Raw genomic sequence first — 23,878 nt, 5'->3', positions numbered from 1 at the left:
ACCTGGACGGGATTTTATGGGATGGTCCCCGACCTCGCGTCGTATCCCGGCGCGAGGTCGGGGCGGGTATCAGGGCACGATGAAGGCCTGCTCCAACCCACCCTGGCGGATCTGCTCGAGCAGGGGGGCCTGCTTGTCGCTGGCCACGGGTCCGAGCAGGACGCGGAAGACGGCGCCGTGCGCCACCACCTGGTACGGCACGCCATAGCGCTGGGTCATCACTTTGCCCATGGCCTCGGCCCGCGCCTGCGAGCCGCTGGCGAGCACCTGGATCATCTTGCCCTGGGTCGCTCCGGCCTTGGGGGGGGAGACGGTGGTGGTTGCCGTGGCGGCAGGAGCAGGCGCGGCCTTGGCCGGTGCCGTGGGGGCCGGCGTCTCGTTGACGAAGGAATTGACGGCTGGCGCCGCAGGCTCCATGGGCGTCATCGGGGTCATGGGGACCATCTCCACCATCTGATCCGGCTGATCGGTGATGAGTTCGAGGCGCACCCGGGCCTCACCCCCTTCCACCATCTCCAGCTGCGCGGCGGCGGCGTGGGAGAGATCGATGAGGCGATCGCTGCCGAAGGGGCCGCGATCATTGACGCGAACTATTGTCTCCAGACCGTTGTCCAGATTGGTGACCCGCACGTAGCTTGGCAGGGGCAGGTTGCGGTGGGCTGCGCTGAACAGGGTGCTGTCCTGCACGTCGCCGTTGGCAGTCTTGTTGCCGTCCAGATCCCGGGAGAGCCAGCTGGCAGTGCCTTCCTCGCTGTAGTGCTTGATATCGCGCCACACCTCAAACTTCTGCTTTCCGATCCAGTAGTCCCGGTTGCCGCTCTCGCTCATGGGTTCGGGGCGGGGAATGGCGCCGGTCGCCTGGGGGATCTCGATGACCTGGGGCTTCTCCTGGGGGACGGGCTCCGGGGGCAGCGGCTGGGGTTCGGGTTGGCTGCTACAGGCGGCCAGCAGCAAGGTCAGGCTGAGGGGAAGAAGTTTGTGGCTGTAATGCATAAGCGTCCTGGATTGCTTGACTGAGTTGATGCACCGCCATCGCATAGAGAGGGCTGCGATTGTAGCGGGTGATCACGTAAAAATTGTGGCGCGCGACCCAGTATTCCGGTCCTTCGGCCTGCTCCATCGCCAGCAGTTTTACCGGCGTCTCGGGTGACGGCGGTGTGGCGACTTCTATGCCCGCAGCGGCCAGCTCTGCCCAGCGGTGTCTTAGCTCGGGCTCGGGTGCAAGCAGGGTACCTACTGGCGCCAATCCGATCAAGGCGGGCTCCACCACCGGCTCGCCCCAGCGCCAGTGGTGCAGGGCGAAGTAGTTGGCCACGCTGCCGATGGCATCTGCCGGGTTGGCGAAGAGATCCCGCTTGCCGTCTCCGTCGAAGTCGACCGCGTAGTGGCGGTAGCTGGAGGGCATGAACTGGCCCATGCCCATGGCGCCGGCATAGGAGCCCTTGAGATTGGTGATCGGCCACTTCTCTTCCCGGGCAAGCAGCACCAGCTGGGCAAACTCCTTGGCGAAGAAATCCGCCCGTTCTGGGTAGTGGAATCCCAGGGTGTAAAGGCTGTCGAGCACCGGATGGCGGCCCATCTGTCGACCGTAAAAGGTCTCGATGCCGATGATGGCGACGATGAGGGAGGCGGGGACCTGGTAGGTCTGCTCGGCCCGTGCCAGGGTGGCGGCATGGCGCTGCCAGAATCCCACTCCGTCCCGGATGCGCTCCGGGGTGACGAACAGCGGCCTGTAGCGGTGCCAGGGCTTGGCTTCCCAGGGGCGGCGGATGGTGTCCAGCACCTCCTGGCGCAGGCTGGCCTGGTCGGCGGCGGCCTGCAATTCTGCCAGCGGCACCTGCTGCTGCTCGGCCAGCAGGCTGAGCCGGGCCGGCGAGACGGCAGCACCCGCCGTCAGGGTGCACAGAGATAGAGCCAGCCAGCCGAGCCGCATCAGGCGAGCAGCCGCCTGTGGGTCTGGATGGACATCAGAACGCCGAAGCCCGCCATCAGGGTCACCATGGAGGTGCCGCCGTAGCTCACCAGTGGCAGGGGAACTCCTACCACTGGCAGGATGCCGCTTACCATGCCCATGTTGACGAACACATAGACGAAGAAGGTCAGGGTCAGGGCGCCCCCCAGCAGGCGTTCGAAGCTGTTCTGGGCCTGCATGGAGATAAACAGGCAGCGGCTGATGATGTAGAGGTAGATGACCAGCAAGAGGGCCACTCCCACCAGACCGAACTCCTCGCTGAAGACGGCGAAGATGAAGTCGGTGTGGCGCTCTGGCAGGAATTCGAGCTGGGACTGGGTACCTTGCAGCCACCCCTTGCCGAACACGCCGCCGGAGCCGATCGCAATCTTGGACTGGATGATGTGATAGCCGCGACCGAGCGGGTCCTTCTCCGGGTCCAGCAGCATCAGCACCCGCTGGCGCTGGTAGTCGTGCATCAGGAAGAACCAGAGTACCGGCATGAAGGCGCAGATGAGCAAGACCGCGAGCCCGATGAGCCACCAGCTGATCCCCGCCAGGAAGATGACGAAGAAGCCGGAAGCGGCCACCAGGATGGAGGTGCCGAGATCGGGTTGGGCCGCGATCAGCAGGGTGGGTAGCAGCACCATCACCAGGGCGATCATCACATGGCTGAACTTTGGCGGCAGGGAGTGCCGGCTGAGCCAGGCGGCCACCATGATGGGCATGGAGAGTTTCATCACCTCGGAGGGCTGGAACTTCATGAAGCCGAGATCGAGCCAGCGCTGGGCCCCCTTGCCGATGTGGCCGAACACGTCCACCGCGATGAGCAGCAGCACCACCACCGCAAACAGGGGCACCGACCAGCGGGCATAGAGGGAGGGTGGCAGCTGGGCCATGCCGATCATCAGACCGAAGGCCAGGGCGCCGCGCACCAGCTGGCGCACGATGGAGTCGAGATCCTGGCCCGAGGCGGAGTAGAGCACCACCATGGAGAGGGCCATCAGGGTCAGCAGGCCGAGCAGCAGCGGCAGGTCGATGTGCAGCTTGTACCAGATGCTCTGCTGGCGGGCAGAATTACTCATTGGGAAACGACCTCACTCGGTTGGGACGGCTTTTCCGGTGCCGGTGGCAACTGGGGTTCCGGCGGCAGCAGATAGGCATCCAGCATGTGGCGGGCGACCGGTGCCGCCATGGCGCTGCCGCCCCCGGCGTTCTCCAGCACCAGGGCGACGACCGCCTTGGGTGCCTCGAAGGGGGCGAAGGCGACGAACAGGGCGTTGTCGCGGTGCTCCACCTTGGTGGTGGCCGCGTTGTAGACCTGGTTCTCCTTGAGGCCCACCACCTGGGCGGTGCCGGACTTGCCCGCCGCCTTGTAGGGGGTATTGGCGAAGGCGCGGCGCCCCGTCCCTTCGTGGCCGTTGATGACGCGCCACATGCCGTCCTTGGCCACCTGCCAGTAGGTATCGCTCTTGGCGGCGATGGCCACGTTCGGGTTGATGGGGGCGTTGACCACGCCATCGGAGGAGGCGGTGCTCTTGAGCAGGTGCGGCGTCACGTCGTGACCGTTCTGGGTCAGGATGCTGATGGCCTTGGCGAGCTGGATCGGGGTGGCGCTCCAGTAGCCCTGGCCGATGCCGATGGAGATGGTGTCCCCCTGGTACCAGGGTTGACGCCAGCGGGCCATCTTCCAGTCCCGGGAGGGCATGACGCCCCGGGTCTCTTCATAGAGGTCCACGCCGCTGTACTGGCCGAAGCCGAACTTGGTCATGTAGCTGTTGATCTTGTCGATGCCGACCCGGTAGGCGAGATCGTAGAAATAGGTATCCGCCGAGACCTCGATGGCGCGATAGACGTCGAGCCAGCCGTGGCCCCAGCGGCGCCAGTCCCGGAACTTCTTGGTGGTGCCCGGGATGGAGAAGCTGGGCCCGCCGAAGTAGCGGTAATTGGGGGTGATCGCCCCCTCATTGAGCCCCATCACCGCCATCATGGGCTTGACGGTGGAGGCGGGGGCATAGATGCCCTGGGTGGTGCGGTTGACCAGCGGCCGGGCGGGATCGTTGAGCAGCGCCGAGTAGTTGGCGCTGGAGATGCCGGTCACGAACAGGTTGGGGTCGTAGCTCGGGCTCGACTCCATGGCCAGGATGGCGCCGGTGTTGGGCTCCATCATCACGATGGCGCCCCGGCGGCCGGCCAGCAGCTCCTGGGCCTTCAACTGCAGGCGGATGTCGATGTTGAGGTAGATGTCCTTGCCGGGCTCGGGGGGCTGGAATTTCAGGGTGCGCACCACCCGGCCGCGGTTGTTCACCTCGACCTCCTGATAACCCGCCACGCCGTGCAGCTGATCCTCGTAGTACTTCTCCACCCCCTGTTTGCCGATGTCCTTGGTGGCGGCATAGTTGGCGAGCTTCTCCTCCTTCTCGAGGCGCTCCACGTCACGGGTGTTGATCTTGGCCACGTAGCCCAGGGCATGGGTGAGGGTGTCGCCGAACGGGTAGTAGCGCTTGAGGTAGGCCTCGATGCTGGCCCCCGGGTAGTTGTGCTGGTTGACCGAGAAGAGGGCGACCTGGTATTCGGTCAGCTTCTCGAACAGGGGCACGGGCTTGAAGCGGCGCTGACGTTTGACCTCGGCCAGGAACTTCTCCTTGGTCCCCTCCGGCAGGGCCAGCAGGGTGATGAGGTCGTCCGCGGTCTTCTCCAGGTTCTCGGTCTCTTCGGGCACGATCTCCAGGCTGTAGACCGGGCGGTTTTCCGCCAGCAGGACACCGTTGGCGTCGTAGATGAGACCACGGGGCGGCGCCACCGGTACCACACGGATGCGGTTGTCGTTGGATCGGGTCTGATAGGTTTCGTAAGACTCTACTTGCAGGTAGTAGAGGTTAGCCAGCAGCACCAGCATGAGGGTGACCATGCCGATGTAGGCGACCAGGGTGCGCCGGAAGAACAGACGTCCCTCGGCACTGTGATCGCGCATTTCAATGCGATTCTTCAGCATGCCGTTACCTTGTGGCTGACGTGCGGGTGAGAGAGGAGAAATGCATGCTCAGGGTCGGCATGGGTCACTCTCTGTGATAAGGGTGATTGGTGGTGATGCTCCAGGCGCGGTAGAGGCTCTCGGCCACCAGTACCCGCACCAGGGGATGGGGCAGGGTCAGGGGCGAGAGCGACCAGCTCTGTTCCGCGGCAGCCTTGCACTCGGGGGAGAGCCCCTCCGGGCCACCCACCAGCAGCGCCACGTCCCGGCCATCCAGCTTCCAGGCTTCCAGTTGCACGGCGAGCTGCTCCGTGGTCCAGGGCTTGCCCGGAATGTCCAGGGTCACGATGCGGGAGCGGCCGGCGGCGGCCAGCATGGCTTCCCCTTCCTTTTGCAGGATGCGGGGAATGTCGGCATTCTTGCCGCGCTTGCCTGCGCCTATCTCGACCAGCTCGAACGGCATGTCTTTGGGGAAGCGGCGACGGTACTCTTCGAAGCCATGCTCTACCCAGGCAGGCATCTTGGTGCCCACGGCAATCAACTGGATCTTCATCTTTGGTTACGCTGTCGCCCTTTATTGCGAATTGACCTGGGCGGCGCCGCTCCAGAGTTTTTCCAGCTGGTAGAAGTCGCGGTACTCATCCTGCATCACGTGGACGATGACCGACCCCATGTCCACCAGCACCCACTCACCGGTGAGTTCCCCTTCCACGCTCAGCAGGTCGAGCCCCGCATGACGGGCCTCGCTGGCGAGGTTGTGGGCGATGGCACTGACGTGACGATTGGAGTTGCCGGAGCAGATGATCATGGTGTCCGTGATGCTGGATTTGCCGCGCACATCGAGGGTGATGATGTCGCGGCCTTTCATGTCATCGATCTTGTCGACGATAAAGGCGAGCAATTCTTGGCCTTGCAATGTCTTCTCCTATCTTCCGGCGCCAGAGGGCGGCGGATTATATCATGGTCACTCCCGTTTCCCAGCCTGGCAAAGGGAGCATCGCCCGGGGAGCCGTCCCGTGGGGGAGGGGCCCCTTGACGATCACTATAGTGTGCAACCCGGCCTGGCAATAGTCAGGGCCGGGCCCGGTGCGCCCGGACGTGTCGGCTGACCCGCCTGCGTGACGCCGTTTACTGCGTTGCCGATGAGCGGTAGAGCCCGTGGCGCCGGATATAGTCGGCAACCGGGTTGGGCAGCAGGTATTTGGGATCCTGGCCTGCCGCGAGCAGGGCACGCAGCCGTGTGGCCGACAGCTCGACGGGCAGATTGTCACAAAGCCAGACATGACCGTGGCGCTGGCGATGGAGAGCCCGAATGTCCCGGGTCTGGTGGCGGGCCAGCAGCTCGGCCACCTGGACGGGATAATCCGGTTGCCAGCCTGGGCGGCAGCTCACCACCAGGTGGGCGTAATCGAGCAGCTCCTGCCAGCGGTGCCAGCCCGGCAGGCCGAGCAGGGAATCCATCCCCATCAAAAAGCAGAGCGGGGTGTCCGGCAGCTCGCTCCTCAACTCGACAAGGGTGTCGATGGTCCAGGAGGGGGTGTCGCGCCTGAGCTCCCGCTCATCCACTACGAATCCCGGGTTGTCCGCCGCAGCGAGCCGGACCATGGCGAGCCGCTGCTCGCTGGAGCAGAGCGGATTGGCCCGGTGGGGCGGGATATGGTTCGGGAGCAGGCGCACCTCGGCCAGACCCAGGGCCTCCCGGGCCTCGATGGCGGGTCTCAGGTGGCCGATGTGAATGGGATCGAAGGTGCCGCCGAGGATCCCGATGGGCGGTGTCAGCATGATTCCGTCTCCAGCAGGGGGAGCGGGGTTCCGTCACGAAAGCCGAGGGCGATGGTTTGCAGCATCAGCCAGGCCTGTTCGGTGTCGAAATGGCGCTGGGCATGGTCCAGCTGGGCCATCAGTTGCCAGAGTTGCCGGATCTTGGGGAAGGGAAGCCGGGTCAGCGCCTGCTGGATGAGCTGCTGGCGGCTCTGCCAGATGCGCAGGCGGCTGAAATGCTCCACCAGGGGCTGTCCGGCGCGGGCGGCCAGCGCCAGCTCGGTGAGCTGCTCCAGTTCGCGGCACAGGGTCCAGGCCAGCATGCCGGGTTCGGTGCCCTCGGCGCGCAGGGCCAGCAGGATGCGCTGGGCCCGGTTCACCTTTCCTTCCAGCAGGGTATCGACGAGCTGGAAGGGGGTGAAGTGGGCGTGGCGGATGATGGTCTCCTGCAGATAGGCGACGCTGATGGGCTGGGGCGGGGAGAGCAGGGTCAGCTTCTCGATCTCCTGGCTCGCGGCCAGCAGGTTGCCCTCGTAGGCGTGGCACATGAAGTTGACCGCATCCGGCAGTGCCTTGAGGCCGAAGCGCTGAAAGCGGGCGCTCATCCAGCGCGGGAAGAAGCGGGGTTCGGGGTGGTTGACCGGCACATAGGTGCCGCTCTGGCTCAGCTTGTCGAACCAGGCCGCCTTCATCTGGGTCTGGTTGAGGCGGGGGCCCGAGAGCACCAGCAGCAGGTCGGGGTGGAGCTGCTTGCCAATGTCGCTGATGCGGGCGGCGAGATCCTTGTCGATCTTGGCGGGCAGCACCAGCTCGATGATCTGGCGGGCCGAGAACAGGCTCATGGCCTGGCAGGCATCGTAGACCTGGTTCCAGTCCAGCCCCTGTTCCACCACGAAGCTGTGGCGTTCATCGAAGCCCTGTTTGCGTGCCACCTGACGCACGGCGTCGACAGCTTCCAGTTTGAGCAGGGGCTCGTCCCCAAAAATGAGATAGCAGGGCTTGAGCCCTGCCTTGAGATGATCCGCAAACTGCTCGGGATAGACTCTCATCAACACCCTCTCATCAAGATACGCGCATCAGAACTTGACCTGACTGAGCTGGCGAATAACCAGGTTGGCGGCCTGCTCCTGCATCTCCTTGCCGAGCTGTTCCTGCTCGCGGGAGGAGGCGAGTGCCGCATCCGGCTTGTTCAGGAAGCTGCGGTTGAAGGTGATGGGGAAGACCTGGGTCGGTTTGCCCGGCATGACCACGGTGAACTGGGTGCTGTAACTCAGCAGGTATTCGCGGTCCTGGCCGATGGAGTCGACGGAGGCGACCTGGCTGCGGCTACGTACCCCGGCCAGGGTCAGCACCGGGATGCCCTCCTTGTCGGCGAGCTGCACGCCAGCGGCCTTGAGGCGGGTGGTGACCAGTCGGTAGAAGTCGCTCTTGTTGTCACCGACCACTTTCATGGTCATCAGTTCGGGGGGAATGGCGGTGCCCCGCATCTGAAAACCGCAGGCCTGCAGCAACAGTCCTGCCAGCACGATGGCCATCCAGCGCGTGAAGATGGTGCCCATAAAAAATCCTCTTTGCATGAAGGGAAGAGCGGCGGGCGCAGGGCCCGCCGTCATCATCCGTGTGTCGTCAGCCCCTGGCCCAGACCGTCGGCCGCCGCCAGGGGAGGCGTCATCAGTTGGCCACGATGTTGAGCAGTTTGCCCGGCACGTACACGACTTTGCGCACGGTCAGACCGTCGGTGAACTTCTGTACGGACGCATCGGCCATGGCCAGCTTCTCGACGTCGGCCTGGCTTATCTCGGCCGGCACGGTCAGCTTGCCGCGCATCTTGCCGTTGATCTGCACCACCACCAGCTTCTCGGTCTCGACCATGGCCGCTTCGTCGGCCACCGGCCAGGCCGCGACATCGATGTCCCCTTCCTTGCCCAGCATCTTCCACAGCTCGAAGCCGATGTGCGGGGTGATGGGGTAGAGCATGACCACGACCGCTTCCAGCGCTTCCTGCATCAGGGCGCGATCCTGAGCGTCGCTGCCCAGTTTTGCCAGGTTGTTCATCAGCTCCATGATGGCAGCGATGGCGGTGTTGAAAGTCTGACGGCGACCCACGTCGTCGCTCACCTTGGCGATGGTCTTGTGCAGCTCGCGGCGCACGGCTTTCTGGTCGCTGGTGAGGGCGGCGACGTCCAGTGCGGCAACGGCGCCACCGGATACGTGCTCGAAGGTGATGCGCCACAGGCGACGCAGGAAGCGCTGGGCACCCTCTACGCCGGAGTCGGACCACTCCAGGGTCATCTCGGCCGGGGAGGCAAACATCATGAACAGACGGACGGTATCGGCGCCGTAACGCTCCACCATCAACTGCGGGTCGATGCCGTTGTTCTTGGACTTGGACATCTTGGTCATGCCGGAGTGGATCACTTCACGACCCTCAAGGTCGACCGCCTTGGTGATGCGGCCCTTGTCGTCACGTTCCACCTTGACGTCGAGGGGGCTGACCCAGACGTTGCCGCCCTTCTCATCCTTGTAGTAGAAGGCGTCGGCCAGCACCATGCCCTGGCAGAGCAGGCGCTTGAACGGCTCGTCGCTGTTCACGAGGCCCGCATCACGCAGCAGCTTGTGGAAGAAGCGGGCGTAGAGCAGGTGCATACAGGCGTGCTCGATGCCGCCGATGTATTGATCCACCGGCAGCCAGTGGTTGGCAGCCGCCGGATCCAGCATGCCCTTGTCGTAGTCCGGGGAGCAGTAGCGGGCGTAGTACCAGGAGGACTCCATGAAGGTGTCGAAGGTATCGGTCTCGCGGAACGCTTCCTGGCCGTTGTAGGTGGTCTTGGCCCATTCTGCGTCGGCCTTGATCGGGCTCTGGATGCCATCCATCACCACGTCTTCCGGCAGCAGTACCGGAAGCTGATCTTCCGGGGTCGGCACCACGGTACCGTCCGCCAGGGTCAGCATGGGGATGGGAGCGCCCCAGTAGCGCTGACGGGAGACACCCCAGTCGCGCAGACGGTAGTTGACGGTGCGCTTGCCCTTGCCGAGCCCTTCCAGCTTGTTGGCGATGGCATCGAAGGCACCCTGGAAGTCGAGGCCGTCGAACTCGCCGGAGTTGAACAGCACGCCCTTCTCGGTATAAGCCGCTTCGCTCACGTCGACGTCACCATCAACCGGCTTGATGACAGGCTTGATCTCGAGGCCGTACTTGGTGGCGAATTCGTGGTCACGCAGGTCGTGACCCGGTACCGCCATCACGGCGCCGGTGCCGTAGTTCATCAGCACGAAGTTGGCGACCCAGACGGGCACCTTGCGGCCATCCAGCGGGTGAATGGCGTAGAGGCCGGTTGCCATGCCCTTCTTCTCCATGGTGGCCAGTTCAGCTTCGGCTACCTTGGTGTTCTTGCACTCTTCGATGAAGGCGGCCAGCTCCGGATTGTTCTGGGCTGCTTGCAGCGCCAGCGGGTGACCGGCGGCGATGCCCACATAGGTCACACCCATGAAGGTGTCCGGACGGGTGGTGTAGACCTCGAGGTGCTCGGCCTGACCGTCGATATTGAAGCTGATGTTGACCCCTTCGGAGCGGCCAATCCAGTTGCGCTGCATGGTCTTGACCATCTCCGGCCAGCCTTCCAGATTGTCGATGTCGTTCAACAGCTCTTCGGCGTAGTCGGTGATCTTGATGAACCACTGAGGGATCTCTTTTTGTTCCACCGGGGTGTCACAGCGCCAGCAGCAGTTGTCCACTACCTGCTCGTTGGCCAGCACCGTCATGTCGTTCGGGCACCAGTTGACGGAAGAGGTCTTCTTGTAGACCAGGCCCTTTTCGTAGAGCTTGGTGAAGAACCACTGCTCCCAGCGGTAGTAGTCCGGCTTGCAGGTGGCCAGCTCCCGATCCCAGTCATAGCCCAGACCCAGCATCTTCAGCTGGTTCTTCATGTATTCGATGTTTTCGTAGGTCCAGGGGGCCGGCGCCGTGTTGTTCTTGATGGCGGCGTTTTCTGCCGGCAGGCCGAAGGCGTCCCAACCGATGGGTTGCAGCACGTTCTTGCCATTGAGCCGTTGATAACGGGAGATCACATCACCTATGGTGTAGTTGCGAACGTGCCCCATGTGTAGACGACCAGACGGATAGGGGAACATGGAGAGGCAGTAGAACTTTTCCTTGTCTACTTTCTCCACCGCCTTGAAGGTTTTCTTGGCATCCCAGTGCTTCTGCACTGCTGGTTCTATGGATTGGGGAACGTATTGCTCTTGCATTGGTGACATCCGGATCTGTGAAATGAATAGATAAAACGGCTGGGAAATCCCGATAGAATACCCATATCCTGCGGCGGCAACAACCGCCAGCATCCGCCCGGTCTCGGGCCAGGTCCGGTACCCGCGAGGATTTGCAGAGCCGCAAGAGTCGCAACGAAGTGAGAATGGCAACCGCCGCCCGTATCCGCCGAGCCCGAGGTCAGGGTCTGGCTCGATCGGGATTCAGCAGAGGAGTGATGGCCATGGACAAACGTCGACAAGGGTATGAAGCCTTTATCGCCCAGCTCAAGAAGCAGTGGGAAGAGACGGAAGCGTTTCAGGGAGAGCGCCTCAACCGGATGATCGCCAAGGTGCAGGCCTATCTGGAGGCGGCCGGGGATCTGACCCAGGACGAGCTGGCGCTGATCGCCGAGTATGTGAAGCGGGATCTGGGCAACTATGACGAAGGGCGCAAGGATGAGCAGGTGGAGGAGTCCGCCTTCATGCTGGCGCTCAAGGACACCGCCTGGTCCTGGCTGGCGGACGTGACCGACCGTACCCAGGTGGAGTGGCAGGAGTTGGCGGACGAGCTGGAGCACAAGGGGGTCTACCGGGCGGGGGACTGGGTGGGACTCGGGGTGCTGGTGTGCGATCACTGCGAGTGGCGCCATACCGTGCTGCACCCGGAGCAGCTTGCCACCTGCCCGGAGTGCGGGGCCGATGAATATCATCGCGAGCCGCTGTCTCCTTGAGCCGCCAGACTGTGCCAAGCCATAAGCCAAACCATAAAAAGAGGCGCCCAAGGGCGCCTCTCTTGTTTATCGGCGTTGTGTGGTCTTAGCCCTTGCGTGCCCAGGGGTGGGCACGGGGGCGCAGCCACAGGGCCAGCCCCAGCAGGGCGGCGGCCAGGCCATACATTGGCCAGCTGCCAAAACGCAGATAGGGGGTCATGCCGTGGGCGGGGCGTACCTCGGCACGCAATACTCCAGCCTCGAACTGCGGGATCTGGGCGATGATGCTGCCGTCTATCTCGGTGACGATGGTGATGCCAGTGTTGGTGTCGCGCAGCAGCGGGCGGGCCAGCTCCAGGGCGCGCATGCGGGCGATCTCCATGTGCTGCCAGGGGCCGATGCTGGTGCCGAACCAGGCGTCGTTGGAGACGGTCAGCAGAAAGTCGGTATCCGGCTGCACGTTGCGGCGCACCTCGTCCGGGAAGATGATCTCGTAACAGATGGCGGCGGCAAACTTGAACCCCTTGGCGATCAGGTTCGGCTGCACCTCGTCACCCCGGCTGAAGGAGGACATGGGCAGGTTGAAGAAGGGGGCGATGGGACGCAGCAGATCTTCAAAGGGTACGAACTCGCCGATGGGCAGCAGGTGGTACTTGTAGTAGCGGTTCTTGTGCTCGTAGTAGTAGGACTCCTTGCCTTCTGCATCCTGCACCCCCATGCCGAGCACGGTATTGAAGAAGCGCTGCTGTTTCAGATCGTAATGGATGATCCCCGCCAGCAGGCCGGTGTCGTTCACCTTCATCGCCTTGTCCAGGCTCTCCAGATAGGTACCCATCTCCTTCTCGATGGCCGGGATGGCGGACTCCGGCCAGACGATGATGTCGGCATCCTGGTTCTCGCGGCTGAGATCCTGATACTTGCGCACGGTCGGCACCAGGGCCTCCGGATCCCACTTGAGGGACTGCTCGATATTGCCCTGCACCAGCGCGACCTTGACCGGCTCACCCCGGGTCACCCAGTTGAGCTGCATCAGCCCCTGTGCGGCGCCCACCAGGGCGACGGGGAGCAGCAGCCAGGCCGGCTTGCGGTGTTGCCATACCAGCCAGAGGGCGGAGGCGGTGAGCAGCAGGGCGAGGGTGATGCCCTGCACCCCGAGAAGGGGAGCGAAGCCCTTGAGGGGGCCGTCTATCTGGGTATAGCCGAACCAGAGCCAGGGGTAGCCGGTCATCACCCAGCCCCGCAGCCAGTCGGCCATCAGCCAGAGCGCCGGGAAGGCGAGCAGCCAGCGGCTCCAGTGGCGGCCGGCAAAGAAGCGGGCGAAGAGCCAGCAGGCCAGGGTCGGGTAGAGGGAGAGATAGGCGCAGAGCCCGGCCAGCAGCACGAAGGCGGCTGGCAGCGGAATGCCGCCAAACTCCGTCATGCTGACGTGGATCCACCACTGCCCGGGCAGGAACAGACCCATGGCGTAGCCGAAGCCGCGCCAGGCTGCCTGTTTGGGGGTGGCCTTGTCCAGCAGGGCGTAAAGGCCGAGCAGGGAGGGGATCACCAGGGGCCAGTAGCCGAAAGGGGAGAAGGCCAGCACGGCGATGGCGCCGCTGGCAATGGCAAACAGGCTGGTCAGGAGTTTCGATTTCACGGGGGATCGGGGCTCGAATTGGACTGAATGGAAACACAATGGCCGACATCTTAACCGCAAACCGGGTCAACGGCGAGCCTCGCGGTCGGCGTGGGCCAAGTGGCGGTAGCGCGGCGGGAGGGAGGCAAAAAAAGCGCCCCTGACGAGAGGGGCGCGGGATGTGCGTGGGGCTGGGCGGGATCAGGACTCCGGCTGCGCCGCCGCATGATGCTCGGGGATCTTCACCTGCAACTGTTGCAGGCGACGGCGATCGGCGTGCATCACCTTGAACAGGTAGCCGTCGAGTTCGATCTCTTCACCCTTCTTGGGCAGGTGGCTGAAGGCGTGCATCACCAGACCGCCGACGGTGTCCACCTCTTCATCGCTGAACTGGGTGTCGAAGAAGTCGTTGAAGTCCTCGATCTCGGTCAGCGCGCTCACCGAGAAGACCCGCTTGCTGATGCGGCGGATCTCTTCCGGCTCGTCCTCGATGTCGTCGAACTCGTCGTCAATCTCGCCGACGATGAGCTCCAGAATGTCCTCGATGGTCACGAGACCAGAGACACCGCCAAATTCGTCCACCACGATGGCCATGTGGTAGCGCTCTTCCCGGAACTCCTTGAGCAGGCGATCGACCCGCTTGCTCTCCGGCACGATCACCGTGGGACGCAGGATCTTCTCCAGCTGGAGCGGTTCGCTGGCATGCTGGCCGCCAAAACCGAACGGCAGCAGATCCTTGGCGAGCAAGATGCCCTCCACGTGATCCTTGTCTTCGTTGATCACCGGGAAGCGGGAGTGGCCGGATTCGATGATGACTGGCAGGAACTCGTCCACCGGCTGGGACTTCTCGATGGTCACCATCTGGGAGCGGGGGATCATGATGTCACGCACGCGCAGCTCGGCAATTTCGAGCACGCCCTCGATCATGTCCTTGGTGTCCTGATCGATGAGGTCCCGCTCTTCGGCATCGGCGATGACCTCTACCAGATCGTTGCGGTCTTTTGGCTCGCCCTGGAAGAGTTGGCTGAGTTTGTCGAGCCAGGTTTTCTTCGGCGAGCCGGTACTAGGGTGATCGTCGGTCATTTTCTCTCTTGGTTACTCGTATGAACACACTTGAAATCGTTGTGGCTATATGAGGATGGGCATCGGCTGTTTCAAGACGATGACCATCCGGTTCGTTACTCTTCGTCGTTCAGATAAGGATCGGCGAAGCCCAGTTCCTGCATGATGTCGCGCTCGAGCTGCTCCATCTCCTCGGCTTCCTCGTCCTCGATATGGTCATAACCTAGCAGATGCAGACTGCCATGCACAACCATGTGAGCCCAGTGGGCCATCAGGGGCTTGCCCTGTTCGACGGCTTCGGCCTCGACCACCTGGCGGCAGATCACCAGATCCCCGAGCAGGGGCAGCTCGAGACCCGGTGGCGCCTCGAAGGGGAAGGAGAGCACGTTGGTGGGCTTGTCCTTGCCGCGATAGGTGTGGTTGAGCTCGCGGCTCTCCGCCTCGTCCACCAGGCGCACCGTCACCTCGGCCTCGGGCTGGAAGCCCAGAATGGTGCCGTCGAGCCAGCCTTGCAGTTGGGCCTCGCTCGGCAGGCCGTCCGGGCTGGCGCAGGCCAGTTGCAGATCCAGGGTCACGCTCATTGGGCACTCTCTTTGCTGGTGTTCTCGTTGCGGGGAGTGGCTGCGCTCTTCTCGGCCGCCTGCTGGGCATCGAATGCCTCGTAGGCCTGCACGATGCGGGCCACCACGGGATGGCGCACCACGTCCTTGGACTCGAAGAAGTTGAAGGAGAGGCCATCGACCCCCTGCAACACCTCCAGGGCGTGGCGCAGACCGGATTTGGTGCTGCGGGGCAAGTCCACCTGGGTGATGTCGCCGGTCACCACCGCCTTGGAGTTGAAGCCGATGCGGGTCAGGAACATCTTCATCTGTTCCGTGGTGGTGTTTTGGGCCTCGTCCAGGATGATGAAGGCGTCGTTGAGGGTGCGGCCGCGCATGTAGGCGAGCGGCGCCACCTCGATGACGTTGCGCTCCATCAGCTTCTCCACCCGCTCGAAGCCCAGCATCTCGAACAGGGCGTCGTAGAGGGGGCGCAGGTAGGGGTCCACCTTCTGGGAAAGATCGCCGGGCAGGAAGCCGAGCTTCTCACCGGCTTCCACCGCCGGGCGGGTCAGCAGGATGCGGCGGATCTCCTGGCGCTCCAGGGCATCCACGGCGGCGGCCACGGCGAGATAGGTCTTGCCGGTCCCGGCGGGCCCGATGCCGAAGCTGATGTCGTGGCGCACGATATTGGCGATGTACTGGGCCTGGTTCGGGCTGCGGGGCTTGATGAGACCGCGCTTGGTCTTGACCGTGACCTCCTTGCCGTAGGGCAGGGAAGGGGCGGGTTCGTCGTCCTGCTCCAGCACGCGGGACTCCTGCACCGCCAGGTGCACCATCTCGGGGGGGATGTCGCTCACCTTGCTCCCCTTGAGGGGTTGGGTTTCCACATAGAGGTGTTTGAGGATGACGGCAGCCGCCTCCACCTGGGCCTGCTTGCCGATCACTTGGAAGTGGTTGTCCCGGTAGCTTATCTCGATGCCGAGACGGCGCTCCAGCTGCTTGAGGTTGTCGTCAAAGGGTCCGCACAGGCTGGCGAGGCGCTGGTTGTCGGCGGGTTCCAGATGCAGATTCAGGGTGGAGATGTGTCGGCTCAAGGTGTCCTCTTATCGGTTGTTCCCCCGCCACGGGGCGGGGGAGAGAGTCATCAATGGGGTCTGAAGGCCGCAACGCCCAGATCATCGGGCACGTTGTCAGGACGACGGGCGAGGATCTCGCTCGGGGCTGTGGCGATGCGCAGGTTCATTTCGTCCTCGCCGCGGATGAAGCGGCCGCGCAGGGAGTAGGGGCGTACGTCGGTGATTTCCACGTCGGCGAAGCCGCCGATGAGGCGGTGCGGCCCCTCGAAGTTGACCACCCGGTTGTTCTCGGTACGGCCACTGAGCTGCATGGGATCCATCTTGGAGGGCCCCTCCACCAGGATGCGCTGCACCGAGCCCAGCATGGCGCGGCCGATGAGCATGGACTGGTGATTGATGCGGTTTTGCAGTCGGGTCAGGCGGGCCTTCTTCACTTCCATGTCGACGTCGTCCGGCAGGTCCGCGGCCGGGGTGCCGGGGCGCGGGCTGTAGATGAAGCTGAAGCTCATGTCGAAGTTGATCTCCTCGATGAGTTTCATGGTGGCCTCGAAGTCTTCGTCCGTCTCGTTCGGGAAGCCGACGATGAAGTCGGAGCTCATGGTGATGTCGGGACGCACGGCGCGCAGGCGGCGGATCTTGGACTTGTACTCCAGCACGGTGTGCGGGCGCTTCATCATGGTCAGGATGCGATCCGAGCCGCTCTGGATGGGCAAGTGCAGGAAGCTGACCACCTCGGGGGTATCACGATAGACCTCGATGATGTCGTCGGTGAACTCGACCGGGTGGCTGGTGGTGTAGCGAATGCGGTCGATGCCGTCGATGGCAGCCACCAGGCGCAGCAGCTCGGCGAAGGTGCAGACCTCCCCGTCGAAGGTCGGCCCCCGGTAGGCGTTGACGTTCTGGCCGAGCAGGTTCACTTCGCGCACCCCTTGCTGGGCGAGCTGGGCGATTTCATAGAGCACGTCATCCAGCGGTCGGCTCACCTCCTCGCCACGGGTGTAGGGCACCACGCAGAAGGAGCAGTACTTGGAGCAGCCTTCCATGATGGAAACGAAGGCGGTCGCCCCCTCGGCACGGGGTTCGGGCAGGTTGTCGAACTTCTCGATCTCGGGGAAGGCGATGTCCACCTGGGCACCGCGCCCCTCCTGCACCTGCTTGATCATGGTCGGCAGGCGGTGCAGGGTCTGGGGTCCGAAGACGATGTCCACATAGGGCGCCCGGCTGCGCAGGTTCTCCCCTTCCTGGGAGGCGACGCAGCCGCCCACCCCGATCACCAGCCCCGGTTTTTTCGCCTTGAGCTTCTTCCAGCGACCGAGCTGGTGGAACACCTTCTCCTGGGCCTTCTCGCGGATGGAACAGGTGTTGAGCAGCAGCACATCTGCCTCTTCCGGCTCCTCGGTAAGCGTGTAGCCATTGCTGGCATCCAGCAGGTCCGCCATCTTGGACGAGTCGTACTCGTTCATCTGGCAGCCCCAGGTCTTGATATGAAGTTTCTTGCTCATTGCTTCTCGTGACTGGTTTTGAAATCGGCAGGGTCAAAGGACCGGCCATTTTACTCCGCAATCCCGGTGCTGACCAGTCTGGGGCCGCCCGTCGCCATCAGGGCCGGCTTGTCGTCGGCAATTGCGCATCCCCCTCACTGTTTCTGCCGCCTCCTTGCGTTATCATGCCCCATTCGGTTCGGCCCTTGCCCCTTATCGCGGGGACTCCTTGCAGGAATCAAGTTATGGAACAGTGTGATATTGCCATCGTCGGCGCCGGCATGGTGGGTGCCGCCACCGCCTGCCTGCTGGCGGCAGAGGGGCTCTCGGTGCGGGTCATCGAGACCCGGTTGCCCGAGCCCTATGCCCCCGAGCAGCCGCTGGATCTGCGGGTTTCCGCCATCAGTCAGGCCTCGGTGGCGCTGCTGACCCGGGCCGGTGCCTGGCAATATCTGCAGCAGATGCGGCTGTGCCCCTATCGCCGGCTGGAGACCTGGGAGCTGGACGGCTTCGCTACCCGCTTCGACGCGGTGGATCTCGGGCTGCCCCAGCTCGGCTACATCATCGAGAACCGGCTGATCCAGCTCGCGCTCCTGAAAAGGATGGAGGATTTCCCGACCATCCAGACCCATACCCCGGCGGCGGTGACGAGTCTGCGCCAGGGTGCGGATGACGCCGTGCTGACCCTGGATGACGGCACCGAGCTGCAGGCGCGCTGGGTGCTGGCCTGCGACGGTGCCGAATCCCACACCCGGCGATTGGCCGGCATCGGGGTGTCGCGTTTCGAGTACCGCCAGCACTGCATGCTGATCAACATCGACACCGATTTTGCCCAGGAAGACATCACCTGGCAGCAGTTCACCCCGAGCGGCCCGCGCGCCTTCCTGCCGCTGCCGGGCCGCCATGGCTCCCTGGTCTGGTATGACAGCCCGGCCCGCATCCGGGCGCTGGCCGCCATGAGCAACGAGACCCTGGCCGTCGAGGTGCGCCGCCACTTCCCGAGCCGCCTTGGCGGTTTCACCGTGACGGCCAAGGGGAGCTTCCCCCTGGTGCGCCGCCACGCCAACGACTATCACGCCGGGCGAGTGGTGCTGCTCGGGGATGCGGCCCACACCATCAACCCGCTGGCGGGGCAGGGGGTCAACCTCGGTTTCAAGGACGTGGCCTGCTGGACCGGGTTGCTCGGCAAGGCGGGGGCACAGTGGCACGAGCTGGCGCTGGCCGGGCGTTACGAGGGGCGACGCCGCCCTGACAACCTGCTGATGCAGTCGGGGATGGATCTCTTCTACGGGGTCTTCAGCAACGAGATAGGCCCCCTCAGGCTTGCCCGCAACCTGGCGCTGAATCTGGCGGACAAGGCGGGCCCCCTCAAGGAGATGGCGCTACGCTATGCGCTTGGGCTGGTATGAGGCAGTGCGTGGCACTGCCAGGTGCCAATCGGGTGGCATATCAATCCGTGTGATGGTGCCAGCCGGTTTTTTATATGGCCGCGAGGAGTGATCCGGGCGGCGCAGGGGCAAAACGGCCTCAGGCAAGGGGGGAGCACACCATGAACAAGGCATTGCTGGTGATCGATTTCATCAACGACATCGCCCACCCGGACGGGCGCATCGCCGCCTCGGCGGCCCAGGTGATCGAGCAGGACGCCATTGCGCACGCCAACCAGGCGCTCGCTCATGCCCGCGCTCACGGCTGGCTGGTGGTGCTCATCAAGGTGGGGTTTGACGAGGGCTATCTGCTGCAACCCAAGGGCTCCCCCATGTTTGGCCGTGCCCGGCAGTTCGGGGCCCTCTCCCTGGCCGACAGCGGCACCGACTTTCACCCGGAGCTCGATGTGCAACCCGGGGATCTGGTGCTGACCAAACCCAGAGTCAGCCCCTTCTACGGCACGGCGCTGGAGCCTGCGCTACGGGCCAATCGCATTGAGCATATCTATGTGTGCGGCGTGAGCACCAGCTGGGCCATTCAGGGGGCGGTGCGAGATGGCCACGATCGGGACTACGCCATCACCATCCTGGAGGATGCCTGCGCGGCGGCGGATGCCGCAGAACACCAGGCTTCCCTGCGCATGCTCGGTCGCATTGCCGAGATCATCAAGGTCGCGGAGCTGGCGGAGCGGGACTGAGCCCGGCCATCCTCTCCTGCAGGCATCTCATGCACCTCATGCGGGCTCGGGGTGCGTTTCTCTCACCATGGCGAGGAAACGATCCCGGATGGGATCGGCAAATTCCGGGTTCCACACCAGGCTGATTTCCCATTCCGACCAGGGGCCGGAGAGGTGGTAGAGGGTAACATCTTTGCCCGCGATGAACCCCACGCTGCGCGGCAGGATGGCGTTGCCGATACCGGCGGCCACCAGGGCCACCAGGGTCTGGATGTCTTCCGCCTCCTGAATGAGACCGGTCAGCCGGTTGGCGCCGAGGAAGCGGGCGATCTGCTGGCTGAGACCCGGGCAGCGATGGCCCACCATCTGCAGCAAGGGATCGCGGATCAGCGCCCGCTCCAGGTCGAAGTCCGGCCCTGCCACCTGGGTGGGGACGGCCAGCACCAGTCTGTCCGTCAGCAACCTGTGTTCCCTCAGTTGTGGCGCATCAGGCCGTCGCATGAAGCCCAGTTGCAGCCGACCCGCCAGCAAGTGCTCCTGCTGGATGGCGGACGTGGTGTCCCGCAGGTGAACCAGCACGTCGGGGGCCTGCTGCTTGAAACGGGCCACCAGGGAGGGGGCCAGTGCGAAGCTGGAGAGCCCGAACCCGATGTTGAGGCGTCCGGCGGCACCGCTTGCCAGCGCCAGGGCATGCCGCTCGAATCCCTTGCCGTGATCCACCAGAGCCCTGGCCTGGGGCAGCAACTGGAGGCCGATGGCGGTCAGCTCGGCCCCGTGGCGGCCCCGGTTGAACAGGGTGCTGCCGAGGGCCTGCTCCAGTCCCTGGATCTGCTTGGTCAGGGCCGGTTGCGTCACAAAAAGCCGGCTGGCCGCCTCCCGGTAGTTGGCACTCTCGGCCAGCATGACGAAGGCCTGCAATTGTCTCAGGTCGAATCTCATTCCATTTGGTTATCCAATGTGGCGATTTATTGATTATAAATTATCTAATCTCCTTGTTCTAATGGTCTCGAAACGGGCCTGCTTGCCCGCTGTTCAGCCACAAGGAGTCATGTCATGTCGAGCGAACGCTATCTGTTCTTGATCAAGGGGAGCCTGGTGATGGCTCAGCCGCTGGCCGCACCGGAGACCGGGGAGCTGCTGACCAGCCTGTTGCAGCAGGGGTTCGTCGTCGCCCCCTTGCCGGTGTGGGCCAGCAATGCGGAGCAGGCGCTCGCCTGTTACGAGGCCGCTGCCCAGCGGCAGGTCTTCGCCGATGCGCTGGCGGGGAGAGCCCTGTGAGCGCGGTGCGCGTGAGGGCAGCGGCCCTGCTGCTGGACATGGACGGGACCTTGGTCCACTCCACCGGCGACGTGGAAGTCGTGTGGCGGCGCTGGTGTCAGCACCATGGGCTGGATCCCGCTCCCGTGCTCGCCATGTGTCACGGCGTGCGCTCACGGGAGGTGATAGGGGCCCTGGCTCCCCAGCTGGACATGGCGGTGGAGGTGGCCCTGCTCGACGATCTGGAGATGGAATACGCTGCGGCGCCGATGCCCCTGGACGGTGCCCGGCGACTGCTCGAACAGCTGCCGCCGACGCACTGGGCGCTGGTGACCTCCGCAAGCCGGAGGGTGGCAGAGCACCGGCTGCTGCACGCCGGATTGCCGCTGCCCCGTCTCCTGGTGTGCGCCGGGGATGTGGTACGGGGCAAGCCGGATCCCGAGCCTTATTTGCTGGCTGCCAGCCGGTTGGGACTGGCTCCGGCCGATTGCCTGGTGTTCGAGGATGCGCCAGCGGGCATCGCCAGCGCCCTGCAGGCGGGTTGCCAGGTGGTGCAGATGGGGGGAACAAGGCGGTATGACGACAGGCTCAAGGGCTGGCTGCGGGACTGGCGCGGGATCGAGATCGAGGTGGCATCGGACGGGCTCCATCTTCATCTGCCCGCCCCGCAGCCGGCAGAGGCCGGATGATGACGACAAGAGCCACGCCATTCAGGTGCCGCAAGATTGCCCGACGCTGGGGGAAGCCTGCTCAGGCGAGTAGCGTTCCACCCGGTTGCGGCCATTGTGCTTGGCCAGATAGAGCGCCTGATCGGCGCGAGAGAGCAGCTCGTCCAGATTGAAGGGGCCCTCTCTCTGGGAGGCGATACCGATGCTGACCGTGATGCAGACGGCGGGCTCGGCTCCATTTTCTTCCCCTGGCTGCGCGACGATTTTTCGCAGCCGCTCGGCCACCGCCATGGCCTGCTCCTCGCTGAGGCCGGGCAAGATGGCCACGAATTCCTCTCCCCCCAGGCGACAGAAGAGGTCCCCGGTCGAAGCTGGTCGCGCACTCGGGCCGCGAAGCCGCTCAACTGGTTGTCCCCCTCTTCGTGACCGTGACGATCATTGATGCGTTTGAAATGATCGATGTCCAGCATGCAGATCGCCACAGGGTAGCGCTGCACCGTGAGGTGCTGGAGCAGTTCATTGGCGGCCGACCAGAAGCCGGCCCGGTTCAGCGCACCGGTCAGGTGATCGTGGTGGGCCAGGTGTTTCATCTCCCGCAGCAGGCTGTTGCGGGCCGCCATGATGCTGGCGGCGGTCAGGGGGGTGAGAGCGATCAGCATGACCCCTATCCGGACGGAGAACATCCAGTACTGGGTCTGGACATCGTGATTGATGACGAGGTGGCCGTTTGAGAGGGCGATCAGGATCAGGGTGCTGTAACCCAGGGTCAGCAGGCTGGTGGCGAAGACGGAGTAGGTGACGGCGCACCAGAGCAGTGCCGGTACCGGGAAGGCGATGGATCCCGGCCCCTCGATGAGCAGGGTGAGCAGCAGGGAGGCCACCAGGCTCAGCAGCGGCATCAATCCGGTCCAGGAGAACTCGGTGCGGTAGAGGAGGGTACGCCAGGGGGGCACGCTGTCATGGGGAGGCAGTGTCAGGAGCACCGGCAGTATGGTCATGTAGTTCACCAGCTCGCTGGCAAACCAGAAGCCCAGCCCGTAGAGCGGGGGGCCCAGAGACAGGATGGGATTGATGATGGCGCCGACCACGCCGGCGGCGAGGGAGGCGGCCAGGGTGTTTCGCAGCAGGAGCACGAGGGAGGTGGGGCGCCTGAGGAGCTTGTCGGCAGGCGCGAGCCGATGCATCAGCAGATACCCGACGCCGATGCCGGCCAGGTTGCCGCAGGTCAGCAGGATGGTTTTGAACAGGGGCTCGCCGGTGAAGAGGGCGGCGAGAAAAAAGCCCAGTATGCCGCCGGCCCAGCCCGCCGGGGTGGCCAGGCGTGGATAGCGCACCATGCAGCCGAGCAGGACCGCATTGGCAGGCCAGAAGGCCGCCAGCAGGTTGGGGGGGCGGGTGAAGATGCCGATTAGCGAGAACAGCAGTACCAGGGCGGCGACACACAACAGAGCGGACAAGGGCGTCAATGTGCATGAGGTACGTTGGCGTGCGATGTCCCCCATGGGGACCTCCTGACAAGAGAGGGTTTGCTCAGAGTATGGCTGGCACGTGACAAGGGTGAACGTGTGAGAGAAGAAAACGCCCCCTGGTGGAGGGGGCGTGAAGGCTTACTTGAAGACCCGGAAACGCACCTCGTCGTCGATGAAGGTCTTGTCGCCGGCAGGTTGCTCTATGCTGCCAAAAGGCATCTGGGCACGGAGCAGCCAGCTGGCGGGCAGGTCCCACTCCTTGCGCACCGCATCGTCGATGAGCGGGTTGTAGTGTTGCAGGGAGGCGCCGATGCCCTCCTGGGCCAGGGTGGTCCAGACCGCGAACTGGGCGATCCCGGTGGCATGTTCGGACCAGATGGGGAAGTTGTCGGCATAGAGAGCGAATTTCTGCTGAAGATCCTCGATGACGGCGGTGTCTTCGAAGAAGAGCACGGTGCCAGCCCCGGCGCGGAAGCTGTCGTTGATCTTGGCTTCACTCTGGGGATAGGCCTCCGGCGGCACTATCTTCTTGAGCTCCGCCTTGACGATGTCCCACAGCTTGTGGTGCTGCTCGCCGAACAGGATGACGGCGCGGGAACTCTGGGAGTTGAACGAAGAGGGGCTGTGCTTGACGGCATCCTTGATGAGGGCGGTCAGCTGGGCCTCGGAGTGGGTCACCCGGTTGCCCAGGGCATAGATGGTACGACGTGCTTTGATCTGTTCGATAAACGGACTGCTCATAACATCTCCTTGGTTGATGAATCATCACCGCCAGCGTTGCCGACAAAGGTCATCTGGCTCCGATTTCTCGAGTCATCGACTATAACACCTTGCGGGCAATAAACCGTCAACGACGAGTAATGACTGTTTCTACTTTTTATGGATATTCACATGACGGATGTGAATATGGCCGCGAGACACCTTGATATCTTTTTTATCATTAGCAGTGGATGTTAATGA

Annotated in this window: 23 protein-coding genes; 5 read left to right on the top strand and 18 right to left on the bottom strand. The window is 63.9% G+C overall.

Annotation, left to right across the window (positions count from 1 at the left end):
* Window positions 1–69: 69 nt before the first annotated feature.
* The 10 genes from AB5Y54_RS12575 to leuS form a co-directional block, all read right to left on the bottom strand.
* Window positions 70–993 carry a septal ring lytic transglycosylase RlpA family protein gene (locus tag AB5Y54_RS12575; protein ID WP_323899739.1) on the bottom strand — a complete coding sequence of 308 codons (924 nt, stop codon included), beginning with the start codon at window positions 991–993 and terminating at the stop codon, window positions 70–72.
* On the bottom strand, window positions 935–1,933 hold the full coding sequence (mltB, locus tag AB5Y54_RS12570; protein WP_368153885.1) for a lytic murein transglycosylase B: 999 nt from the start codon (window positions 1,931–1,933) through the stop codon (window positions 935–937). The genes AB5Y54_RS12575 and mltB overlap by 59 nt, the downstream gene beginning before the upstream one ends.
* Window positions 1,933–3,036 (bottom strand): rod shape-determining protein RodA, encoded by a 1,104-nt coding sequence (gene rodA, locus AB5Y54_RS12565; protein WP_010673760.1) that lies wholly within the window; start codon window positions 3,034–3,036, stop codon window positions 1,933–1,935. Before rodA ends, mltB begins: the two co-directional genes overlap by 1 nt.
* Complete coding sequence (mrdA, locus tag AB5Y54_RS12560; RefSeq protein WP_010673761.1) at window positions 3,033–4,946, bottom strand: penicillin-binding protein 2; 1,914 nt, start codon at window positions 4,944–4,946, stop codon at window positions 3,033–3,035. Before mrdA ends, rodA begins: the two co-directional genes overlap by 4 nt.
* A gap of 64 nt (window positions 4,947–5,010) precedes the next feature.
* Window positions 5,011–5,478: a 23S rRNA (pseudouridine(1915)-N(3))-methyltransferase RlmH gene (rlmH, locus tag AB5Y54_RS12555; protein WP_005298242.1), complete on the bottom strand. Its 468-nt coding sequence runs from the start codon at window positions 5,476–5,478 to the stop codon at window positions 5,011–5,013.
* A 21-nt stretch (window positions 5,479–5,499) separates the two neighbouring features.
* A complete protein-coding gene (gene rsfS, locus AB5Y54_RS12550; protein ID WP_010673762.1) occupies window positions 5,500–5,841 on the bottom strand; it encodes a ribosome silencing factor in 342 nt (113 codons plus the stop codon).
* 212 nt (window positions 5,842–6,053) lie between these two features.
* Window positions 6,054–6,707, bottom strand: coding sequence for a nicotinate-nucleotide adenylyltransferase (gene nadD, locus AB5Y54_RS12545; RefSeq protein ID WP_134996977.1), 654 nt, complete (start codon window positions 6,705–6,707; stop codon window positions 6,054–6,056).
* Entirely contained in the window at window positions 6,701–7,735 is a 1,035-nt protein-coding gene (gene holA / locus AB5Y54_RS12540) for a DNA polymerase III subunit delta (RefSeq protein WP_109111906.1), read from the bottom strand. The genes nadD and holA overlap by 7 nt, the downstream gene beginning before the upstream one ends.
* Before the next feature lie 27 nt (window positions 7,736–7,762).
* The gene (gene lptE / locus AB5Y54_RS12535) at window positions 7,763–8,245 is read right to left on the bottom strand and encodes an LPS assembly lipoprotein LptE (RefSeq protein WP_010673765.1); all 483 of its coding nucleotides are present in this window, start codon (window positions 8,243–8,245) and stop codon (window positions 7,763–7,765) included.
* A gap of 112 nt (window positions 8,246–8,357) precedes the next feature.
* Window positions 8,358–10,934 (bottom strand): leucine--tRNA ligase, encoded by a 2,577-nt coding sequence (gene leuS, locus AB5Y54_RS12530; protein ID WP_039041103.1) that lies wholly within the window; start codon window positions 10,932–10,934, stop codon window positions 8,358–8,360.
* A gap of 242 nt (window positions 10,935–11,176) precedes the next feature.
* Between leuS and AB5Y54_RS12525 the strand changes: the two genes are divergently transcribed.
* Entirely contained in the window at window positions 11,177–11,665 is a 489-nt protein-coding gene (locus AB5Y54_RS12525; RefSeq protein WP_160838694.1) for a zinc ribbon-containing protein, read from the top strand.
* Between the two features lie 85 nt (window positions 11,666–11,750).
* On the opposite strand, the gene lnt is transcribed toward AB5Y54_RS12525, so the two are convergent.
* The 5 genes from lnt to miaB all read right to left on the bottom strand — a co-directional run bounded on the left by lnt (window position 11,751) and on the right by miaB (window position 17,441).
* On the bottom strand, window positions 11,751–13,280 hold the full coding sequence (lnt, locus tag AB5Y54_RS12520; RefSeq protein WP_323899745.1) for an apolipoprotein N-acyltransferase: 1,530 nt from the start codon (window positions 13,278–13,280) through the stop codon (window positions 11,751–11,753).
* 180 nt (window positions 13,281–13,460) lie between these two features.
* Window positions 13,461–14,342 carry a CNNM family magnesium/cobalt transport protein CorC gene (gene corC / locus AB5Y54_RS12515; RefSeq protein WP_368153884.1) on the bottom strand — a complete coding sequence of 294 codons (882 nt, stop codon included), beginning with the start codon at window positions 14,340–14,342 and terminating at the stop codon, window positions 13,461–13,463.
* Window positions 14,343–14,437: 95 nt separating this feature from the next.
* Window positions 14,438–14,902, bottom strand: coding sequence for an rRNA maturation RNase YbeY (gene ybeY, locus AB5Y54_RS12510; protein WP_042865109.1), 465 nt, complete (start codon window positions 14,900–14,902; stop codon window positions 14,438–14,440).
* A complete protein-coding gene (locus AB5Y54_RS12505) occupies window positions 14,899–15,957 on the bottom strand; it encodes a PhoH family protein (RefSeq protein ID WP_368153882.1) in 1,059 nt (352 codons plus the stop codon). The genes ybeY and AB5Y54_RS12505 overlap by 4 nt, the downstream gene beginning before the upstream one ends.
* 50 nt (window positions 15,958–16,007) lie before the next feature.
* A complete protein-coding gene (gene miaB, locus AB5Y54_RS12500) occupies window positions 16,008–17,441 on the bottom strand; it encodes a tRNA (N6-isopentenyl adenosine(37)-C2)-methylthiotransferase MiaB (protein ID WP_010673772.1) in 1,434 nt (477 codons plus the stop codon).
* 224 nt (window positions 17,442–17,665) lie between these two features.
* Here miaB and AB5Y54_RS12495 point away from each other — a divergent pair, with 224 nt between their 5' ends.
* Both AB5Y54_RS12495 and AB5Y54_RS12490 read left to right on the top strand, forming a co-directional pair.
* On the top strand, window positions 17,666–18,829 hold the full coding sequence (locus AB5Y54_RS12495; RefSeq protein WP_201984930.1) for an FAD-dependent monooxygenase: 1,164 nt from the start codon (window positions 17,666–17,668) through the stop codon (window positions 18,827–18,829).
* A 140-nt stretch (window positions 18,830–18,969) separates the two neighbouring features.
* Window positions 18,970–19,545, top strand: a complete 576-nt coding sequence (locus AB5Y54_RS12490; RefSeq protein ID WP_201984928.1) for a cysteine hydrolase family protein — start codon at window positions 18,970–18,972, stop codon at window positions 19,543–19,545.
* 36 nt (window positions 19,546–19,581) lie between these two features.
* Here the strand turns inward: AB5Y54_RS12490 and AB5Y54_RS12485 are convergent, their stop codons facing one another.
* Window positions 19,582–20,463, bottom strand: coding sequence for a LysR family transcriptional regulator (locus AB5Y54_RS12485; protein ID WP_201984927.1), 882 nt, complete (start codon window positions 20,461–20,463; stop codon window positions 19,582–19,584).
* A 114-nt stretch (window positions 20,464–20,577) separates the two neighbouring features.
* On the opposite strand from AB5Y54_RS12485, the gene AB5Y54_RS12480 reads away from it, so the two are divergent.
* Entirely contained in the window at window positions 20,578–20,802 is a 225-nt protein-coding gene (locus AB5Y54_RS12480) for a hypothetical protein (protein ID WP_010673776.1), read from the top strand.
* A complete protein-coding gene (locus AB5Y54_RS12475) occupies window positions 20,799–21,470 on the top strand; it encodes an HAD-IA family hydrolase (RefSeq protein WP_143237187.1) in 672 nt (223 codons plus the stop codon). The genes AB5Y54_RS12480 and AB5Y54_RS12475 overlap by 4 nt, the downstream gene beginning before the upstream one ends.
* Here the strand turns inward: AB5Y54_RS12475 and AB5Y54_RS12470 are convergent.
* Together AB5Y54_RS12470 and AB5Y54_RS12465 are read right to left on the bottom strand one after the other, a co-directional pair.
* On the bottom strand, window positions 21,434–22,951 hold the full coding sequence (locus AB5Y54_RS12470) for a diguanylate cyclase (RefSeq protein WP_367142329.1): 1,518 nt from the start codon (window positions 22,949–22,951) through the stop codon (window positions 21,434–21,436). The genes AB5Y54_RS12475 and AB5Y54_RS12470 overlap by 37 nt on opposite strands.
* A 105-nt stretch (window positions 22,952–23,056) precedes the next feature.
* On the bottom strand, window positions 23,057–23,659 hold the full coding sequence (locus AB5Y54_RS12465) for a nitroreductase family protein (RefSeq protein WP_109111898.1): 603 nt from the start codon (window positions 23,657–23,659) through the stop codon (window positions 23,057–23,059).
* Window positions 23,660–23,878: the final 219 nt, after the last annotated feature.

Source organism: Aeromonas sp. s9, assembly GCF_040907765.1.
Classification (GTDB): Bacteria; Pseudomonadota; Gammaproteobacteria; order Enterobacterales; family Aeromonadaceae; genus Aeromonas; species Aeromonas caviae.
This window is presented reverse-complemented; position numbering and strand designations above follow the sequence as displayed.